The sequence below is a fragment of the Olsenella sp. oral taxon 809 str. F0356 genome (genome assembly GCF_000233535.1).
Lineage (GTDB): Bacteria > Actinomycetota > Coriobacteriia > Coriobacteriales > Atopobiaceae > Olsenella_I > Olsenella_I phocaeensis.
Genome location: NZ_JH376563.1, coordinates 652,205 through 671,607, shown reverse-complemented (window position 1 = coordinate 671,607; position 19,403 = coordinate 652,205). Strand labels below are relative to the sequence as shown.

Below are 19,403 nucleotides of genomic sequence, written 5' to 3'. Positions count from 1 at the left end.
CTTGGCATACGAGCCAAACAGGGAGGACTACCAGCGTCTGAGCCTGCAGTTCATGCGCAGCGCCGACCGCATGGGCCCGCTTGCCGCGGCAAGGGCCTTCGCCGGATTCGGCCGCCGCTTCTCGCAGGACCGCGACTCGCTCCCGCAGGACGACGCGGACCGCGCCTTCGGCCTCGTCGCGCGCGCCACCACGGTCATAGACTACGAGCTTCCCTTCTCGGACGACGACAAGGCCCTCGAGCTCATCAAGAAAGGCCACGAGCTCCTGGACGAGGCACTTCTCCTCGACGAACACTGCTTCGACGCCCTGCGCATGCAGCAGGCGTCACAGATCGCCTCCTTCGACGGCTACTATGACTTCCTCAGGACCGAGGGCGACGACGTGCGCGCATGGTGCCTGCGCCAGCACGAGCACGCGCTCAAGCGCGAGGGCGGGGAGCGCGGCAGGATCGCCGCCAACCTGGCCCTGCGGCCCTTCATCCGCTGGCGCGCCATGCAGGCGAGCAAGGCAGTCATCTGCGGCCGCAACAAGGACGCCATCGACATCGCCCGCGAGCTCATGCGAATCGACCCCGACGACGAGGCGGACGTGAGGTACACCGCGCTCATCGCCCTTGCGAAGGTCGAGGACGAGCAGGGGCTCGAGGAGCTCTGTCGAAAGGGCGCCCAGATCGAGGCGCGGCGCGGCATGCCCGCGACGCAGGACGCCTGGACGCAGCTCGCGCGCATCGCCCTTGCCTACAAGAGCCACGACCTGGTCGGCGCGCGCGACGCCATCACGAGGCTCGCCGAGACCCATCCCAACGCCCTCTCGGCCCTGGCCATACAGCGCGAGCTCCCAGATGGGGTCTTCTCTCGCCTGGTCACGCAGCCCAGGAGCGAGGACGAACTCATCCTGGCCATATCCGAGAGCACCGTCCTCTTGCAGGAGGGTCGCGACAAGGAAGGGCGCGGTGCCCTGGGCGCGTGGCTGCGCGAGGAATGCCTGGGGCGCCTGGGCCACGACGAGCGCGCCCACGTGTTTGCCGACGAGGTCGAGTGGGGCGTCGGCAGGGAGGCGGAGTAGGTGGACGCGCACGAGGAGCTTGTGCTCAGGCTCGCCCAGAAGCGCAGCATCGCGTTGGGGCTCTCGTCCAGCGGGTACGCGGAGCTCCTCCTCGCCGTGCGCGAGGACCCCAGCTCCTTCATGGACGACAAGGGCGACGAGGCCCTGCTGCTGGTGCAGAAGGCCCTGGAGCGCTACGACGCATCGCTCCAGGACGACGACCTCCTGGACGATGACGCCTACCTGCAGACGCGGCAGCGGCGCATGGCGCGCATGCGCCAGGACTGCGCGGCCGCGCTTGCGGTCGACCCACAGTGCACGGATGCCCGGCTCCTGGACGCCATCGCGCAGGACCTGGACGTCGACCCCTACCTCGAGCTGCTGCTGGACATACTCGACGACTCGCCCGAGCCGTCCTGGTCCGACGGGGGCGCTGCGGACGCCTGGGACGACGTGTTTGCCCGCCCCCGCCTGCGCGTGCGCGCGGCGATCGTAAGGGCGCTCTTCGACTCCGCCCGCTACCGCAAGGCGGACGAGTGGGCGCAGGGGCTATTGCGCGACGCGCCATCGGACTTCCTCGGCGCGCGCCACACCAGCGCGCTCGCCCTGGCACGCCTGGAGGACGAGGAGGGCTTCGAGGCGCTCGACGCCAGGCTCGGTCGCAGGGGGGACTCCTGGTCGGCCCTCAGCAGGGTGATCCTCCTCTACAAGCTGGGACGCCTCGGTGCCGCACGGCGCGCGCTCCTGGGCTACAGCCGCCTGAGCGAGGGGGCGGCCTATGCGCTGCTCCGCCCCGTGCTCAAGGAGACCTACATGCCCGACCGGCCCTGCGCGCAGCCCTACAGCTACGAGGAGGCGTCGCTGGCCGTCCACGAGGCCGACCCCGTCATCGTGGACGTGCCCGACCTGCCCGCCTGGGCGGAGGCCATCCCCGAGATCGAGGGCGCGGCGCGCGACTATGCGCGGAAGACCGGCTACGACTGGTAGACGGGGACGCGGAGGGGACGCGCCTGCGACTTTGCTATACTTTGGCCCGCGTCCCCATCGTCTAGCGGTCAGGACATCGCCCTTTCAAGGCGACGACACGAGTTCGAGTCTCGTTGGGGGCACCATCGCAAGCGAAGCGAGCCCGCCTGGCAGCTGCCGGCGGGCTCGACTTTTTGCGCCTCTGGTCACATTCCGGTTGCGGGAGGCTGGTGACGATGCAGTGCGCCTCGAGGCTGCGCCAGCGTCCATCCAGGCAAATTAGTGTACACAAACTTGGTGCATTATGGAAAAATCCCAGTTAACTAGTTGCAGTATTTTTGCATTTCCCAGTTTGTGTGCACTAATCGCACCGTCAGTCCCCCTCATCCGATGCCACCGAACGAGCCGCCGGCACCCTACAGCCCAACCAGCCGCGGGCGCGCCGCCAGGCCGCCGCCACTACAGCGACGCCAGACGCCCGAGCACGGACGCCGCCACACCCTCGACGTCCAGGCCGCAAAGCGAGAGGACCCTCTCCCTCGTGTCGGCGGCCTGGTATGCGTCCGGCATGCCCAGCCTGAGCAGGGGCACGCCCAGGCCACGCTCGGCGAGGAGCTCCGAGACGGCTCCGCCCAGACCCCCCACCACGCTGTGCTCCTCGAGCGTCACCACCAGGCGCGCGCCGGCGACCTGCCGCAGCAGCGACTCCCCAGGGAGCGGCTTCACCATCAGCAGGTCGAGCACGCGCGCCTCGACGCCCCGTGCCGCCAAGGCCTCCGCGGCCCTCACCGCCGTCGCCGCGATGGTCCCGCTCGCAACCATCACGACGTCGGGGCTCTCCGCCCCACGCAGCGCGTCCAGTCCCTTGAGAGAGTCCACGCCGTCGGGATGCAGATTGGCCAGGGGCTCGCTCATGCGCACGTAGGCCGGACGCGGGTTGGCGGCAAGCCAGCGCAGCACCGCCGCGAACTCGGCGTTGTCCGCCGGACTCGCAGCCACCATGCCGGGGATGCACCGCACGCAGGCGACGTCCTCCAGGGCCATGTGGCTCGCCCCCAGAATCGCCGAGTCGCAGCCGCAGCTCACGCCCACCAGCATCACCGGCGAGCGCATGATGCCCAGGTTCACGCGGATCTGGTCCAGGACGCGCGCCGTGATGAAGGTCGCATACGAAGGCGCGAAGGTGCAGAACCCCTCGTTGGCCAGGGCGGCCGCGACCTCGATCTGGTTCTGCTCGGCGATGCCGCACTGCACGAAGGCCTCGGGGCAGAGCTCGCGGAGGCCGCCCAGGTTGAGCCGGCGCCCGTAGTCGGACACCACGACGGATAGCTCGTCGCCGCCACGGGCGAGCCCCTCCATCACCTCGCCGAAGACCGCCTTGTGAGACATGCCGGCGAAGCGCGCCGCCTCCTCGGGCGAGACGAGGCTAATGCCTTCGCCCGCGCCCCCAACCGGCATGCCAGCGCCTCTCTCACTCATCGCAGATCTCCCTCTCGCGGGCGTCCAGCTCCTCCATGGCACGCACGTACAGCTCGTCGTCCAGGGCGCAGTCGTGCCACTCCACCCTCATCTCGGCGAAGGAGAGGCCCTTGCCCTTCACCGTGCGCGCCACCACGACGCGAGGCCGGGCCGAGCGTGCCCTCAGGGCTGCCCGCAGCGCCATGACGTCATGGCCGTCCACCTCGCAGACCTCGAAGCCGAAGGAGGCGAACTTGCGCTGGATGGGACCGTTGTCCAGGATGTCCGAGGTCGAGCCGTCCAGCTGCATCCCGTTGGCGTCCACGACCACCGTCAGGTTGTCCAGGCGTCTGAACGCAGCGAAGCCGGCGGACTCCCAGATGGAGCCCTCGTCGCACTCGCCGTCGCCCACCACGCAGAACACGCGCGAGTCGAGCCCGCGCCTCCTGATCGCCAGGGCGAGGCCGGCCGCGTAGCCCAGCCCCATGCCCAGGCTGCCGCCCGAGGTCTCGATCCCCCGGGAGGGGTCGCGGTGGGGGTGCTTGAACAGGACGGCGTCGGGGCCGAAGAGCCCGCGGTCCAGGTCGTCCTGGCTGATGAGGCCCGCCGCGAGCATGGCGGGATAGAGCGCCACCGAGCAGTGCGCCTTCGAGACGACCAGGCGGTCGCGCCGCTCCCAGGGGGTCCCGTCGCGCCCCGTCCGCATCACGTCGCCCAGAAGGACTGCCACGAGCTCGGCCATGGAGAGGGCACCGCCAATGTGGAAGGGCGTGTCGGGGTAGCGATGGGCGATCCGCACCACGCCACGACGCACGTCGAGCGCGCCCAGCTCGAGCCTGCGGCGCAGGGCCCGCCCGTCGGAGGCGTCCGCGGTCGGCATGCCGCCCAAGAGCACCGCGCCGTCGTCCTGGAACGATATTCCCGCCACGGACTGCCCCGGCCCCAGCCAGGTGAGGCTCCACTCGATGGGCGTGCCATCCTCGAGCTGGATGTTCTGCTCCAAGACCAGGATGGGCTCGCCGTCGTCGCAGCCCAGGTAGCCGGCATGCTCCTCGTCCACCGGGCACGACAGGTAGCGCACGCTGGACCTGAGGATCTTGCGCCCCGAGCAGCGCTCGACCGCGTCAAAGAGCGACTCGCGCGAGAAGTCCGAGGCCTCGAGGCCCGGACAGGCGCAGAGGTTGGACCAGCTCTCCTGACAGAGTAGCGGCGAGCCGGCCGACGAGCGTACGCGGCGCATGAAGAGCGCGGGGGCGGAGGGGGCGATTCCCAGCTCGCCGGCCACGCTGCGAGGGGCCTCGACGACCTCCTTGGCCAGCACGTCGGTGACGTAGGCCACGCCACGCTCGTGCAGGAGGGTGGCAAACGAGAGCGGCCTCAGCACGCTGGGCCTGGCAAGCCCTCCCTCGGTGACGAAGGTGCCGCTCCCCTTGCGACTGACGAGCAGCCCCTCCTCCACTAGCGTGCGGATGGCACGCCTCACCGTGCCGCGACTGAGGCCGTAGCGGGCCATGAGCTCGGACTCCGAGGGGATGGCGTCGCCCTGCCGCCACTCCTTCGTGGCGATGGCCTGGCGCAGCGCCGAGGCGAGCTGGACGTGCAGGGGGCCCTCGGAGGCAAGCGCTGGTTGGGTCAGATTGCAGCTGGCGTCTGTCGCAAGGGGGTCAGGAAGCGTCGGAAACCCAAAGCGCTGCTCTCTCACGGAATCCCTCTTTCGCTTTGGTCCATGACATGGATAGGTCGTATACAGGACAACTACTGTACAGGCAACTTGTGTACAGGATAGTCCACGATGGCCAGAACCACGAAAAAGGAAGAGCCCAAGGCGAGAGGGACGGCGGCAGGGCGCTGCGCACGCCCGCACGCAGGCGATGGCTGGTAGGGGCGGTGGGGTTCGAACCCACAATCCTTGCGGCGAGGGATTTTAAGTCCCCTGCGTATGCCAATTCCGCCACGCCCCCGAAGGCCACGCGAACGCGGACCGCGACGCGATCCGCGCGACAAGGGAAATCTTAGCGCAGCGAGGCCAGGCGCGGACGCCAGCCCAGGGGGGATTCCTCGCCCGAGTGCACGGCCTCGGCACAGATAGCCAGGCCGAAGAGGAGGTCACTCTCGCTCACCGTGAGGCGTTCGAAGCCCGTGGCCGCCATGAGCTCCGCCACCGCCAGCGCCCCGCCCAGAATCACCCCGGCGCGCTTGGGCTGCAGGCCAGGCAGGCCCGCCCTCTCGCCCAGGGAAAGCGCGGCGAGGCGCGCGGCAAGGGCCTCCACGTCGTCCCGACCCAGCTCGCGCAGGTGCACGCGCAGGGGGTCGTAGGGGGCAAGCGAGTCCCGCACGGCGACCAGGCTGGTGACGGTGCCGCCGGTGACCACCAGGCGACTGGCACGGTCGCGCAGGCCCTCGCCTTCGAACGCCGTCTCGAGGGGTCCGCGGCAGAACGCGCGGGCGGCAGCGACCTGGTCGTCGGACGCCGGGCCGTCCCCTGGCAGGAAGCGCTCGGTCACGCGGCGGCACCCCACGTCCACCGAGGTCACGGCCTCGAGGCGCAGGCCCCTCTCGCCCAGGCTGCCCACGGCGAGCTCGGTGGAGCCGCCGCCGTTGTCCGCCACCAGGATCCGCTCGTCGGGGAAGTCCTGCGCAACGCCCAGGAAGGTAAGCGAGCCCTCGACGCGGCCGGCGATGACTTCGGGCAGGAGGCCACGCGCGACGAGGTCGCCCTCGAGCTCGGCCGAGTTGGAGGCGTCCCGCGCGGCAGAGGTGAGCGTGCAGCAGACCGCCCGTGCTTCGGCCTGTCGGGCGTTGGCGAGGTAGCGGTCCACGCAGTCGAGGACGCGCGCCCTGGCGGCATCGCCGATCCTGCCGGTTGCAGAGAGGCCCTCGCCCAGGTTGCATATGGTCGAGGTCTTGGCCATGCGCCTCACGCGGCCGCCCTCCACGTCGCACACCGCGAGGCGCGCGGTCACCGTGCCGATGTCGATGCAGGCTACTCGTCCCATACTGCCTCCGGGTCGTAGCCAAAGACGAAGTCGAGGGCCTTCGTGGGCCACGCACGCGTGTCCTGGTACTCGACCGGGGCGGAGGGGTCGGCCTTCCCCTGGCCGTCCAAGCCCTCGACGGTCACGCTGGTCTCGCCCTTCTGGACGTACCCGCGCTTGCGCGCCTCGTCCTCGATGCCCTCCTTGGACGTCAGGCTCTTGAGGTCGCCCTGGAGAGAGTCATTCTTCTCGCTCAGCTCGTCGTACCTCCTCTGCAGGTCCTCGCCGCTGCGTCGCGCCACGTAGTAGCCTCTGGCGGGCCCGTACAGCGACGCCGCGACGGCCACGACGACGACCAGGACGACGAGGGCCACCTTATGCCCCAGCAGGCGGTTGCCCAGGCCGCGGGCCGAGTCGGCCACGTCGGCGGGGCTCAGCTCGCACAGGGCGGAGATTCGCCTCGCCACGGCGGAGGGCTCCTCTTCGGAAGCTCGCGCCTCGTCGCGCGAGGCAGCGCGGGGCTGCATGCGAGACGGGCGCTCGTCGGCGGGCCTGGTCGCCCTGCCAGCTCCGCGCGCGCCACCGTCCCGGACGCCACGAACGGCCAGGGCGCCCGCGGAGGCACGCCCCACAGTCGGCGGCACCTGGCTGGCGTCACGGCCCACATCGCGCGGCTTCGAGCGACCCCCCTCCTGGCGGAGGGGCCTGGGATCGCGCGCGTGACCGCGCCTGCGCCCCGACGCCTTCGCATCATGGCCGGAGGCGCCGCTGGCGCGACCCATGGGATTGGTGTCGCCTGGGTTCTGGGAGATGGCCATGCTTGCCGTCGCTTCGTCTCAACTTCATCTTTGGCAGCCGCGGCCGTCGGCCGCTCCCTCAGTTATATCAGAGGAGGGCGGTGACCCGTCCGCACGGGACGACGCTCCGCAAGCTTCGCAGACATCGCGTGAGGATGAGGCGCACGCGGCAACGGAGCGGCGGCACGCAGGGCGACGCCCCTACCCGCGGGCCGCGCGCTCCTCTCGCTTGGCCTCGTCCCAAAGCTCGTTGAGGACTCGGGTGCCCAGTCCGTCGAGTGCGAGGGAGCGCTCGCGCGCAAGCTCCTCCATGCGCGCCCAGCGGCGACGGAACTTGCGGTTGGACGCGGAGAGGGCCTCCTCGGCGTCTACGTGGGCGTGACGGGCCACGTTCACGAGCGAGAAGAGCAGGTCGCCGAACTCCTCCGTCGCCTCCCGGCTGCCCGGCTCCTCCGCCTCGAACTCGACGCGCTCGCTGGCGAACTGGTCCCACACGTCGGAGATGGACTCCCACTCGAAGCCCGCCTTGGCAGCGCGCTTCGAGATCTTCTGGCACTGCATGAGGGCGGGCAGGGAGCGGGGCACGGAGTCCAGGAGGCCCTCGGGCGCGGCGTCGGAGGAACGGCCCTCTCGCTCGGACCTCTTCACGTCGTCCCAGATGTCCAGCACCTTGCCTGCGGAGTCCACGGCGCCGACGGCTGCGGCGTCCCCGAAGACGTGGGGATGCCGACGGACGAGCTTCTCGTTGAGCTCGCGACAGACGTCGTCCACGTCAAAATCGCCCTCGTCCCGGGCGATCTGCGCGTGGAGGAGCACCTGCTCGAGCACGTCCCCGAGCTCCTCGCGCAGGTGGGGCATGTCGTCGGCGGCTATGGCGTCGACCGCCTCGTAGGCCTCCTCGATCATGTTGCGCGTGATGGAGGAGTGGGTCTGGACCTTGTCCCAGGGGCAGCCGTCGGGCTGGCGCAGTCGCCAGATGGTGCGCACGAGGCGATCGAACTCCGGATGTGACGCCGGCGCCCCGGGGCGGGTGGCCGTCTGGGCGTCCACCTCGTCGGCAAGCCTACTCAGGTCGCTCTGCTCCTCTGCCATGTCTCGCTCCCCGTGCCTCGTGGCCCACCGCTGTTTGTCAGTAATTGTGCTTCTGGTCTTCACATTCCGCATCAGTGCTGGTCACAGTCCAAATTTGTCTCTCAGTCGACGAGAGTCGTCGTCACACGAGACCGTACGGCCCTCCGCAAGGTCCCTCTCCCCTACGGACAGCTCCCCGAGGAGTCGACGTTCCGGACCGGCCTCCTTCAGGTCGCGGTAGTCGATGAGCCTCAGGTCGTCGCGCGACTCGAGCCAGGCGCGCAGGGCGGGGTCGACGAGCGCGTCGACCTCCTTCGTTCGGTCCGTGGTCAGGGAGCTGCTGTGCAGGATGAAGTCGTCCAGGTAGCCGGGATGGCAGACGAAGACGACCGTCTCGCCGTCCGCCATGGACTCGACCGTCTGCCTAATGGCTGCGGCGGGATCGTAGTCGGGGCTCATGCTGCGCATGACCATGCGCACGGGCGTCCCACCGCAGTCCACGGTCGCGGCCGGATCGAAGGAGACCGGCTGCTCGAGCAGGCCATGCGTGCGCGCGACGTGCGAGACCGCCCGATCGAGGTTGGGCGAGAGGACCGCGTGCGCCTCGAAGTAGTCGGGGTCCCTGCCCGTGAGCTCGCGGAAGCGGGAGAGCTGCGCCTCGAGTTCGACCACCGCCTCCTCGTAGGTGACGAAGTCCTCCCCGCGCTGGTAGCTGGCGCGGTACTCGCGACTACTCCTGAAGTTGCCGTCTGGCCCGAGGAGGCTGGGAACGAGAGACGCGTCCGCGACTGGCACACCCAGGCAGACGTTGCTGTGCTGCCCCAGGGCCACGTCGGCACCGGAGTCGCGCAGCCACGCAAGCCCCCGCTCTGTCTCGGGCATGTTGGGCATGACGCCCACGGAGCGAGCGAGCCCCTCGGCCGCGCTGCGCACGAGCCCGACGTTGACCGCATAGGAGTATCCCAGGTCGTCCGCACGAATCAGCAGCTGCTTCATGGAGGCTCCTCTCGCCCGTTGATTCAACGAGCATACTCCCGCAGGGAGCACGACAGCCCGCAAGTCATGGCCTCACGAAGAGCGGCCGACGACCCCGCCAAGCTTGTCGGTACTTCCTTGGGAAAAAAGTACCGACAAACTCGTGGTGGCAGCCCACTCGGACCAGAAATCTTCCGTTTGTCGGCACATTTCGAGGCGAGAGGTACCGACAAACCGCAGCCGGCGGCAGCCCTTGCCCCTCGACGGCAGCCCTTGCCCCTCGGCGGCGGCCCTTGCCCCTCGGCGGCGGCCCTACAGCCCTGCCGCCCACTGCGGCATGCCCCTCTCCCCTACTCGCCCTCGTCGTCCCCGCCCACGGCCTCGAGCACCCGCAGGGCCACGGGCAGCAGCTCCTCCTTGCCCGTTCGGAAGGGGTAGCTGAGCTTCCTGCTCTTGGGATACACGATCGCCCGCTCGGCCTTGAGCTTGGCCGCCGCCGAGCGTGGAACCTCGATCCCCTGGTAGGTGATGCGTCCGTTTGCCAGGGAGATGCTCGTCACGCCCAGCCTCTGGCAACGGATGCGCACCCGCGCCCGGTCGAAGAGGTTCCTGCCGGCAAGCGGCAGGGCGCCATGATCCTCCTCGAGTTCCTGCTGCAGGGCGTCCACGTCCGCGAGCTCCGCCGCCACGGCCAGCCTGCGGTAGGCCAGCACGCGCCTGTCCACCTCGGGCAGGTACTCCTCCGCCAGGTAGAAGTCCGCCGGCAGGTTGATGTTGACCTCCGCCTGCGAGACGTCGGCAGCCTCCCCGCGCGCCTCGCTCACCGCCTCGCCGAGCATCTGCGTGAAGAGGTCGAAGCCCACGCTGGAGAGGTTGCCGTGCTGCTCGCCGCCCATGAGCGACCCGGCGCCGCGGATCTCGAGGTCGCGCATGGCGATGCGCATGCCGCTGCCCAGGTCCTGGTACTCGTTGATGGCCGTGAGGCGGTCCGTCGCCTCGGGCGTGAGGGGCATCTCGCCCGGGAACATGAAGTAGGCGTAGGCCTGGACGTGGCCGCGGCCCACGCGACCCTTGAGCTGGTAGAGTTGGGCCAGGCCCAGGCGCTGGGAGTCCTCGATGATCAGCGTGTTGGTGTGCGGGTTGTCGATGCCGCTCTCGATGATGGTCGTGGCCACGAGCACGTCTATCTCGCGCTCGCTGAACTCCATCATCACGTCCTCGACCTGGGCTGCGCTCATCTGACCGTGCGCCACGCCCACGCGCGCCTCGGGGGCCGCCTCCTGAACGCGCGCGACGGCGTCCTCGATGGTGGTCACGCGGTTGCTCACGTAGTAGACCTGGCCCTTGCGCTCAAGCTCGCCGCGGATCGCGTCGCTCACCACGTCGGGGTCCCACTCCCCCACCGTGACCTTGACGGGCAGGCGCCCCGGTGGGGGCGTGAGGATGAGGCTCATGTCACGCACGCCGCTCATGGCCATCTGCATGGTGCGCGGGATGGGCGTGGCGCTGAGCGTCAGCACGTCCACCTGCTCGCGCATGTTCTTGAGCTGCTCCTTGTGCTGGACGCCGAATCTCTGCTCCTCGTCGATGATCACGAGCCCCAGGTCGTGCGGGTTGACGTCAGCCGAGAGCAGGCGGTGCGTGCCGATGAGCACGTCCACCGTCCCCTCCGCGAAGCCCTCGAGCGCCTGGCGCTGCTGCGCGGGCGTCACGAAGCGGGACAGCACCCGCACGCTGAGGTCGAAGGGAGAGAAGCGCGCGAAGAAGGTCTCGAAGTGCTGCTGGGCAAGGATGGTGGTGGGGCACAGCACCATGACCTGGCGGTCGTCCTGGCAGCACTTGAAGGCGGCGCGCAGGGCCACCTCGGTCTTGCCGAAGCCCACGTCGCCGCAGAGCAGGCGGTCCATGGGCTGCGTCGACTCCATGTCGGCCTTGATGTCTGCGATGGCGCTTGCCTGGTCGGGCGTCACATCGTAGGGGAAGCTTGCCTCCATGTCCTGTTGGGCGGGCCCGTCGGGCGCGAAGGCGTGACCCCGCACCGCGGAGCGTCGCGTGTAGAGGTCGACCAGGTCGAAGGCGAGCTTCTTCGCGCTCCTGCGGGCCTTTCCCGTGGCGCGCGACCAGTCGGCGGTGTTGAGGCGGGTGAGGCGCGGGCTCGAGCCGTCGGGGCCCACATAGCGCGTCAGGCGGTCGACCTGCTCGAGGGGAACATAGAGCTTGTCCTGGCCCGCGTACTCGAGCAGGAAGTAGTCGCGCTCGCGGCCGCCCACCTCCTGACGCACGATCTGGCTGAACAGGGCTATGCCATGCGTGGAGTGGACCACGTAGTCCCCGGGCTTGAAGGGAAAGCTCACGCTGGTGGGGTCCACGCGGCGCGCCTTACGGCTGCGCTTCGCCATCCGCGACGTCAGGTCCGACACCGAGAGCACGGCGAGGCGGGCCGAAGGCACCACGACGCCGGCGGGCACGGGCGCGTCGAAGAAGGTCACCGCGTGGCGAGCCAGGGAAGCGGGCCTCTCGCCTGCCTCCGGAGACGTCACGGGAACGGAGTTCTCGGGCGCCGCGGCAAGGGACTCGACCAGAGGGATCGACTCGTCGGTGAACGAGAGCTCGAGCGCCTCGCGAGCCGCGCGGTCCGGCACGGCGAAGACCACTGACATGTCGTCGTTGAGCAGCTGGCGGACGCGGCCCAGGAGCTTGGAGTCCGAGCCGGCGATGGAGGGCTGGCGCACCTCGAGCTCGGCTGCGGCCGAGCCGCCCACCCGTTGGATGGAACTCAACGAGACCCGCTGCTGGCTGCCGAAGTCAAGCTCCCGCGGAGAGGTGAAGAGCCCCTCGAGCGACGTGCGGGCAGCATTGGCCAAGGCCATGACCTCGTCGTTCGCGCGTTGACAGTCGTCGAAGAGCGCGCGGGGCTCCGCCAGGATGACGAGCGTCTCCCCGCTCATGTGGTCGATGGGCGAGGCGCTCGAGCCATAGAGCTCCACCAGGTAGCGGTCCAGCGTGGGGTCTGCCGAGCCCTGACGGATGAGCTCGAGGTCCGCCGCGACCTTGGAGCTCTCCTGCGCGCGGCGGAAGAGGGCGTGGCCTGCCGCTTCGATGGTCTTGGGAGTGAGTGCGATCTCCCTGCAGGGAGAGACGAGCACCTCCCGGAGCTCGCCGATGGTCTGTCCCGTGGAGGGGAGCATGCGCCGCACGCGGTCCACCTCGTCGCCGAAGAACTCGATGCGCACGGGCGAGCTGGCCTGAGCAGGGAATACGTCCACCGCGTCGCCGTGGACGTGGAAGCAACCGGGAGCGCCCACGTCGCCGGAATCGCCCACGTCGGCGTAGCCCATGGACACCAGAAGGCGCCCCACGTCCTCGAACTCGAGCTCGTCTCCCACGGCGAAGCTCGAGGAGGCGAAGTAGCCAGAGCCCACGGGCGGCACGCGCCGCAGGAGGGCGCGCGCGCTTGCCACGACCACGCAGGGCTCGCCGGCGCTCAGGCGGGCGATGGCATTGCAGCGGGCACCCACCACCGCGTCGTCGGCGGGCTTGTCGGACCAGGGCCAGTCGCGACGCTCGGGGTAGCGGCACACCAGCTCGCCACCCAACCAGGCGGCGAGGGCGCGGGCCGTGCGATCGGCCGCCTCCTCGCCGGACACCACCACGAGGCAGGGGCGCGGGGCGCGCGCCCAGAGCGCCGCCGCCACGAGGGGACGGGCGCTCTGGGCCACGCCCAGGGTGGCGTCGCCTCCGGCATCGAGCTCGCCTAGGAAGGGGGCGAGCTCGGGCGCTCCGAGGAGCTGCTGGGAGACGCGGTTGATGAACATGAGGGACTCCTCTCGGGGATTCTCCCCGCAATATTGGTGGTACGGAGGCGCGGGAACGCTGCGGGACGTTCGAGCCGCGTCCGCAGTTCGCCAGAGCGTCGAACGCGTCTCGCTCGCCCGCCAAAGCGCCCGGCGCGTCGCAGTTCTTTTCCAAAACGTCCAACGCGTCTGTCGCGATTTTCTCACCTGGGCTTTTGTGGTGAGCCCAGACGCGTTGGACGTACTCGCGACCGATCCAGACGCGTTGGGCGCGCTCGCGACCGATTCGGACGCGTTGGACGTACTCGCGACCGATCCAGACTCGTTGGACGGGCTCGCGGCAAACACGGACGCACCAGGCGCGCCCGTCGCGGGAGGCAGGCGAGAGGGACGCCACCACGCCGGCAGCGCCCCTCCGGGACATGCGGCCACGACTATGCGCGGCCGCTCCTCTCGGCCAACTCCTTGAGCAGCTCGGCGGACGCCTCGACGTCGGCCTGCCGAGCCTGCCAGCTCCAGTTGCCCTCGGCCACGCCCGGCACGTTCATGCGCGAGCCGTCGTCCAGCATGAGGACGTCCTGCAGCGGAACCATCACCACCTCGGCGTCGGTGTCCAGGCACTCGTCCAGGAGCCCCCGCGCCATCGACTGGCTGCGCACGACGAAGCCCTGGCCGTCGGGGTCGTCCTCCTCGAAGCGCTCCTGGCACCATCCCAGGAGGGTGCTGGTGTCGTGCGTCGAGCTGTAGACGACCTTCTCGGGCTTGGGGTGGTAGCCCTGACGCACGTCCTCGTCGCTGAACTGGATCACGTCCATGCCCGGGAAGCCCGTGGCCGCGACCAGCGCGCGAACGGCCGGCGTGATGGTGCCCAGGTCCTCCGCGACGAAGGGAAGCTGCCCGAAGCGACGGCGCGCCGCGTCGAAGAGCTCGATCCCGGGCCCAAAGTTCCAGGCGCCGTCCAGGGCGCCCTTGCCCTGGGGGATGGTGTAGTAGGACGAGAAGCCCAGGAAGTGGTCCAGGCGCACGTAGTCATAGAGCTCGAAGGCGCGCTGGAAGCGGCGCATCCACCATGAGTAGCCGTCCTTGCGCAGGAAGTCCCAGTCGTAGGTGGGGTTGCCCCAGAGCTGCCCGCCCTTGGCGAAGCCGTCGGGCGGGGTGCCAGCCTGGAGCGCAGGGTATCCCCTCTCGTCCAGCTTGAAGACCTGCCGCTCCGCCCAGACGTCGGAGGAGTCGGCCGAGACGTACATGGGCATGTCCCCCACGAGCTTGATGCCGTGCTCCCGGGCATAGCGGTGCATGTCGTCCCACTGGCGCTGGAACTCGTACTGCGTGGCGCACTCGCGCATCACGGCATGGACGAGCTCCGGGTCCTTGCCGAGCGACGGATCCCACGTGCGGTAGCGCTTCGGCCACTCCTGCCAGGGGACCTCTCCCAGCTTCTCCTTGATGGCGCGGAAGGTCGCATATGGGATCAGCCAGTCCTCGTTCTTCTCGATGAAGCGACGGTAGCTTGCCGTGCCCTCGAAGTCGGACCTGAAGCTGGTGTGCTCGCCCTCGACGCCCCACATGAGGGAGCGGTTGCCCGCGAAGGCCGAGAGGCCGGCGTACGGGGAGCCGAAGCCGTCGGTGGGATTGACCGGGAGCACCTGCCAGTAGCGCTGGTGCGCCGCGGCAAGGTAGTCGACGAAGCGCCGACAGGGCTCGCCCAGGGTCCCGGGCTGCCCCGGGTGGTCCCGGTTGGGAATCGAGGTGACGTGCGCCAGCACGCCCATGCCACGGTGCATGGGGGCCTGCAGGCGAACCCGCTTATGGAAGTACAGGACCGAGGTGCCCAGCGGCCAGAGGAAGACCTCCGCCTCGCCGTCCTCGACCTTGGGCACGCGCCCGGACACGACGTCGTCCACGCGCTCGCCACGCATGGGCACGCGGACGCTATGGGAGCTTGAGAGGCTGGCGTTCGCGAGGACGCAGACCACCTCGTCGCCGTCCGTGCGCCAGAAGCCGAAGACGTCGTCGTTGAGCGCGAAGGACTCGAAGTCACCGTTCACGAAGACGGGCAGGGACTTGCGCACCGCGATGGCGTTGCGGTAGATGGTGGCGCAGTTCTTGTCCTCGTGGCCCCAGGGGAAGGCGGCGCGGTTGTATGGGTCGGAGTAGCCCTCCATGCCCGCCTCGTCGCCGTAGTAGATGCAGGGCACGCCAGGCAGAGTCATCTGCAGGAGCGCCGCGACCCATAGCCTGCTCACGGCGAGGCTGCGATGGTTCTGGTCCAGGCGGAAGCGGTAGCGCTCCTCATCACTCATGCCCGAGGGGTCTGGCGCGTCACCCAGGATGGTGAGCAGGCGTGCCCGATCGTGGCTGCCCAGGAGGTTGAGTGCAGAGTAGAAGGCGGTGCGGGGGTAGTTCTCGCGCAGGGCCTCGAGCGACTCCGCCAGCTGGCGCGCGCCGATCTTGTTGGTGAGAAAGTCCTCCAGGCCGGACCTGAGGGGATAGTTCATGGTCCCATCCAGCTCCGAGCCCTGGAAGTAGCGGCGAAGCTTGCCGTACGCCACCTTGTGGGAGGCGTCCTCCCAGACCTCACCCAAAAGCAGGGCGTCGGGAGACTCGGCGAGCTCGGCGCTCTTGATGTCCTCGATGAACTCGTCCGAGAGCTCGTCGGCGACGTCGAGCCTCCAGCCGCGCGCCCCGGCCCGGAGCCACTTGCGGATCACGCCGCCGCGGCCGCAGACGAAGTCGCGGTACTCGGGGTTCTCCTGGTTGAGGTCGGGCAGGTCCTTGACCCCCCACCAGCTCGAGCAGCTACCGTCCTCGTTGAACCTGAACCAGTCGCGGTAGCGGGAGCGGTCGCCGGAGCTGGCCCCCTTGCCACCGTAGTTGCCGAAGGCGTCGAAGTACTTCGAGTCGCGGCCGGCATGGTTGAACACGCCGTCCAGGATGACGGAGATGCCCCTCTCGCCCGCGTCCCTGCAGAGGCGCCTGAAGCTCTTGAGGTCGCCCAGCATCGGGTCGACCTTGAGGTAGTCCGCCGTGTCGTAGCGGTGGCTGGAGGCCGCCTCGAAGATCGGGTTGAGGTAGAGGGCCGTCACGCCCAGGGCCTTGAGGTAGTCGAGCTTCTCGCGCACGCCCTCGAGCGTCCCGCCGTAGAAGTCCCATGCGGCGATGGAGCCGTCCTCGTTGCGCTGGTAGCGCGGATACTCGTCCCAGTCCTCGACCAGCCTGCGCTCCGGCCCCCTGCGAGGCTTGTCGAGCGCGTCGTGGACGCGTCCCTCCCAGTCCGAGCCGCGACGGAAGCGGTCGGGGAATATCTGGTACACGATGCCACCGGTGTACCAGTCGGGGAAGCTGGTGCGCTGCTGCTCGTACACGGTTATCTGGAACGAGGGGGGCTCCCCGTAAGCGAAGGCCCCCTCGCCGCAGGCGTGCTCGCCCGCCGCGCCATAGCGCCAGACGCTGCCGTCCGCCGCCATGACCCTGAAGGAGTACCAGATGACCTCTGGCTCCTCGGGAGTGATGGTCACCGAGAAGCACAGGTGGTCGCCCTCCCGGCTCCGATCCATGTCGAAGAGGCGCTCGCCCTTCTCGTCCACCCAGACGCGCAGCTGCGCCGTCGCGTCCGGCTCGTCCCAAACGTCCAGACACAGCGCGACGGAGCCGCCCACGGGGGCGGCTCCGAACGGGTCTCTGTAACGGACGTCAGAGCTGTTATGCCTTGCCCTCACGTGCTCCGCCTATCTCTCGAGCTCAGCGAGCGATCTCTGGGTGTAGGTCGTGATAGATACCCATGTACTCGTCCGCAGCCCGACTCCAGCTGAAGTCGGTTTCCATGGCCTGCCGCCGTAGCTTAGCCCAAGCCTCCTGATCAGTCCAGAAGAGCTCGCATGCCGAGAGGAGCGTGTCGGCCATCTCGTCGGCGTTCATGTTGGCGAAGCGGAAGCCCGTGCCCTCGCCCGTGAACTTGTTGTACGCCTGGACGCTGTCCTGGAGCCCGCCGGTCTCGCGCACGATGGGAAGCGTGCCGTAGCGCATGGCGATCATCTGGGAGAGCCCGCAGGGCTCGAACTCGGAGGGCATCAGGAGGATGTCCCCGCCGGAGTACATGCGGTGGCTCAGCGCGTTGTCGAAGGCGATGCGCGCGCTCATCTGGTCGCCGTAGGTCCAGTCGAAGTAGCGGAAGGCGTCCTCCTGGTCCCTGTCGCCGGTGCCCAGCACCGCCACCTGCACGCCTCGCTCCATCAGGCGGCTCATGGCGTAGCGCACCAGGCCCAGGCCCTTCTGGTTGGTGAGGCGGCCGATCATGACCACGAGCGGGCGGGTGGGATCCTCGGCCAGGCCGAGCTCCTGCTGGAGGAGACGCTTGTCCTCCGCCTTGCCCGACATGTCGTCCACGGAGTACTTGTGGTTGATGAGCTCGTCGGTGGTGGGGTTCCAGGCGTCGACGTCGATGCCGTTGAGGATGCCGCGCAGCGAGGCGGAGCGGCGGCGGAAGATGCCGTCCATCCCCTCCCCGTAGAAGGGCATCTGCAGCTCGCTCGCATAGCTCGGGCTCACCGTGGTGATGAGGTCGGAGTAGCAGAGGGCGCCCTTCATGTAGTTGATGGAGTCGCGGTCGCAGTAGAGCTGGCCCGCGGCCGTAGGGTTGCCGGCAAGGCCCAGGATGTCCTCGAGCACCTTGTCGGAGTACTGCCCCTGGAACTTGACGTTGTGCACGGTGAAGATGGTCTTCACGTTGCGGCAGGCCTCGGAGTCCTGGTAGAACTCGCGGATGAAGACCGGGGCCAGGGCGCACTGCCAGTCGTTGCAGTGCAGCACGTCGCACTGGAGCTCGGGCAGGAGCTCGATGGCCTCGCAGATCGCCTTCGAGAAGAAGGCGAAGCGCTCGCCGTCGTCGAAGTAACCGTAGGCCGCGTCGCGCTTGAAGTAGGCCTCGTTGTCCACGAAGTAAAAGTCCACGCCCTGGTAAGTGAGCTTCTCTATGCCGCAGTAGACGCTGCGCCACGCCAGGGGCACATAGAAGTCGGCGACGTGGACCATCTGGTCCTGGTACTCCTGCGGGATGAAGGAGTACTTGGGCAGGATGACGGATGCCTTGGCGCCCGCCCGCCTGAGGGCGGCGGGAAGGGAGCCGGCGACGTCGCCCAGGCCGCCCGTCTTGACGAACGGGACGGCCTCGGCTGCCGCGAAGAGCACCCGGATCTTTCTTCTAACCTGATCGGGCATGGCCATCACCTATTCAGCTGCCTTTTCCTTGATGAAGAGGGCATCCGGGGTACCCCTGAGCTCGGTACCCGCGGGAACGACGTTGTTGCGGTCGACGATCGCGTTCTCCACGCGCGCGCCGGCCTTGATGACGCAGGACTGCATGACGATGGAGTTGTTGACGGTGGCGCCGCTCTCGACGATGACGCTGCGGCCGAGGATCGAGTTGGACACGGAGCCGTAGATGCGGCAGCTGCCCGACACGCGGCTGTTGGTGACGCGCGAGCCGGTCTCGAACTTGGCGGGGGCGTTGTCATGGGCCTTCGTGCGGATGGGACGGTCCTTGGGGAAGAGCTCCTCGGTGGTCTGGGGGTCGAGGAGGTCCATGTTGGACTCGAAGTAGGCGTCCTTGTTGAAGATGGCCGCCACGTAGCCCTCGTAGTTGTAGGTCTGCACGTTGACGCGGGCGTAGTCGCCCGCCATGGCCTCGAAGAGATCAAGGTAGTCGGTGGCCTTGTACCACTCGAGCATCTGGAGGAGCAGGTCGCGGCCGACGACGAAGCAGTCGATGAAGGCCGTGTCGCCGAAGACGACTCCGTGCTTGACGCCCTTGACGCGGGTGCCGTCCACGTTGAAGCCCGTCACGTCGACGTCCTTCTTGGTGGCGGTCTTGGTGATGACGGTCACGTCGGCGCCGCTCTTGCGGTGAGCGTCCGTCACCTCGCCGTAGTCCATGTTGTAGACGAAGCTTGCGGACGAGACGACCACCAGGTCGCTCTTGCTGCGCTCGAGGAAGACCTTGTTGTGCTCGAGGTCGCGCAGCAGGAAGCGGGACCCGGTGCGCGAGGTTCCGAAGGCCGACCCGGGCAGGATGAACAGGCCGCCCTTCTTGCGGTTGAGGTCCCAGTCGCGTCCCGAGCCGACGTGGTCGATCAGCGAGCGGTAGTTGTAGGGCATGATCATGCCGACGGTGCGGATGCCACAGTTGACCATGTTGGAGAGCGCGAAGTCGACGACGCGGTAGCGGCCCAGGTAGGGCATGGACGCCACGGGCCTTGACTCCGAGAGCACGCTCGGATACTTCGTGGAGTAGTTGGCGGTGATGAGTCCGGTGAGCTTCTCCATG

General features: G+C 68.8%; 12 protein-coding genes and 2 tRNA genes. 3 read left to right on the top strand and 11 right to left on the bottom strand.

Annotation, left to right across the window (positions count from 1 at the left end; genetic code table 11):
• Nucleotide 1 precedes the first annotated feature (1 nt).
• From HMPREF1008_RS02995 to HMPREF1008_RS02985, 3 genes are all read left to right on the top strand, one after another.
• The gene (locus HMPREF1008_RS02995; protein ID WP_009278360.1) at nucleotides 2–1,066 is read left to right on the top strand and encodes a hypothetical protein; all 1,065 of its coding nucleotides are present in this window, start codon (nucleotides 2–4) and stop codon (nucleotides 1,064–1,066) included.
• On the top strand, nucleotides 1,067–2,032 hold the full coding sequence (locus HMPREF1008_RS02990) for a hypothetical protein (RefSeq protein ID WP_009278359.1): 966 nt from the start codon (nucleotides 1,067–1,069) through the stop codon (nucleotides 2,030–2,032).
• 50 nt (nucleotides 2,033–2,082) lie between these two features.
• Nucleotides 2,083–2,157, top strand: a tRNA-Glu gene (locus HMPREF1008_RS02985).
• 313 nt (nucleotides 2,158–2,470) lie between these two features.
• Here the strand turns inward: HMPREF1008_RS02985 and HMPREF1008_RS02980 are convergent.
• The 11 genes from HMPREF1008_RS02980 to glgD form a co-directional block, all read right to left on the bottom strand.
• Nucleotides 2,471–3,490, bottom strand: a complete 1,020-nt coding sequence (locus tag HMPREF1008_RS02980; RefSeq protein WP_083823463.1) for a transketolase family protein — start codon at nucleotides 3,488–3,490, stop codon at nucleotides 2,471–2,473.
• Nucleotides 3,483–5,171: a UTRA domain-containing protein gene (locus HMPREF1008_RS02975; protein WP_009278357.1), complete on the bottom strand. Its 1,689-nt coding sequence runs from the start codon at nucleotides 5,169–5,171 to the stop codon at nucleotides 3,483–3,485. The genes HMPREF1008_RS02980 and HMPREF1008_RS02975 overlap by 8 nt, the downstream gene beginning before the upstream one ends.
• A 174-nt stretch (nucleotides 5,172–5,345) precedes the next feature.
• A tRNA-Leu gene (locus tag HMPREF1008_RS02970) sits at nucleotides 5,346–5,430 on the bottom strand.
• A 51-nt stretch (nucleotides 5,431–5,481) separates the two neighbouring features.
• The gene (locus HMPREF1008_RS02965) at nucleotides 5,482–6,465 is read right to left on the bottom strand and encodes a phosphatase (protein ID WP_009278356.1); all 984 of its coding nucleotides are present in this window, start codon (nucleotides 6,463–6,465) and stop codon (nucleotides 5,482–5,484) included.
• The gene (locus HMPREF1008_RS10760) at nucleotides 6,453–7,262 is read right to left on the bottom strand and encodes a septum formation initiator family protein (RefSeq protein ID WP_050796598.1); all 810 of its coding nucleotides are present in this window, start codon (nucleotides 7,260–7,262) and stop codon (nucleotides 6,453–6,455) included. The genes HMPREF1008_RS02965 and HMPREF1008_RS10760 overlap by 13 nt, the downstream gene beginning before the upstream one ends.
• Before the next feature lie 180 nt (nucleotides 7,263–7,442).
• On the bottom strand, nucleotides 7,443–8,333 hold the full coding sequence (gene mazG, locus HMPREF1008_RS02950) for a nucleoside triphosphate pyrophosphohydrolase (RefSeq protein WP_009278354.1): 891 nt from the start codon (nucleotides 8,331–8,333) through the stop codon (nucleotides 7,443–7,445).
• Nucleotides 8,334–8,414: 81 nt separating this feature from the next.
• Nucleotides 8,415–9,308, bottom strand: coding sequence for a ChbG/HpnK family deacetylase (locus HMPREF1008_RS02945; RefSeq protein WP_009278353.1), 894 nt, complete (start codon nucleotides 9,306–9,308; stop codon nucleotides 8,415–8,417).
• Between the two features lie 329 nt (nucleotides 9,309–9,637).
• Nucleotides 9,638–13,102 (bottom strand): transcription-repair coupling factor, encoded by a 3,465-nt coding sequence (gene mfd / locus HMPREF1008_RS02940; protein WP_009278352.1) that lies wholly within the window; start codon nucleotides 13,100–13,102, stop codon nucleotides 9,638–9,640.
• 413 nt (nucleotides 13,103–13,515) lie between these two features.
• A complete protein-coding gene (locus HMPREF1008_RS02935; RefSeq protein ID WP_009278351.1) occupies nucleotides 13,516–16,800 on the bottom strand; it encodes a 4-alpha-glucanotransferase in 3,285 nt (1,094 codons plus the stop codon).
• A gap of 22 nt (nucleotides 16,801–16,822) precedes the next feature.
• The gene (gene glgA / locus HMPREF1008_RS02930) at nucleotides 16,823–18,298 is read right to left on the bottom strand and encodes a glycogen synthase GlgA (protein ID WP_009278350.1); all 1,476 of its coding nucleotides are present in this window, start codon (nucleotides 18,296–18,298) and stop codon (nucleotides 16,823–16,825) included.
• A gap of 9 nt (nucleotides 18,299–18,307) precedes the next feature.
• The gene (gene glgD / locus HMPREF1008_RS02925; protein WP_009278349.1) at nucleotides 18,308–19,402 is read right to left on the bottom strand and encodes a glucose-1-phosphate adenylyltransferase subunit GlgD; all 1,095 of its coding nucleotides are present in this window, start codon (nucleotides 19,400–19,402) and stop codon (nucleotides 18,308–18,310) included.
• Nucleotide 19,403 lies beyond the last annotated feature (1 nt).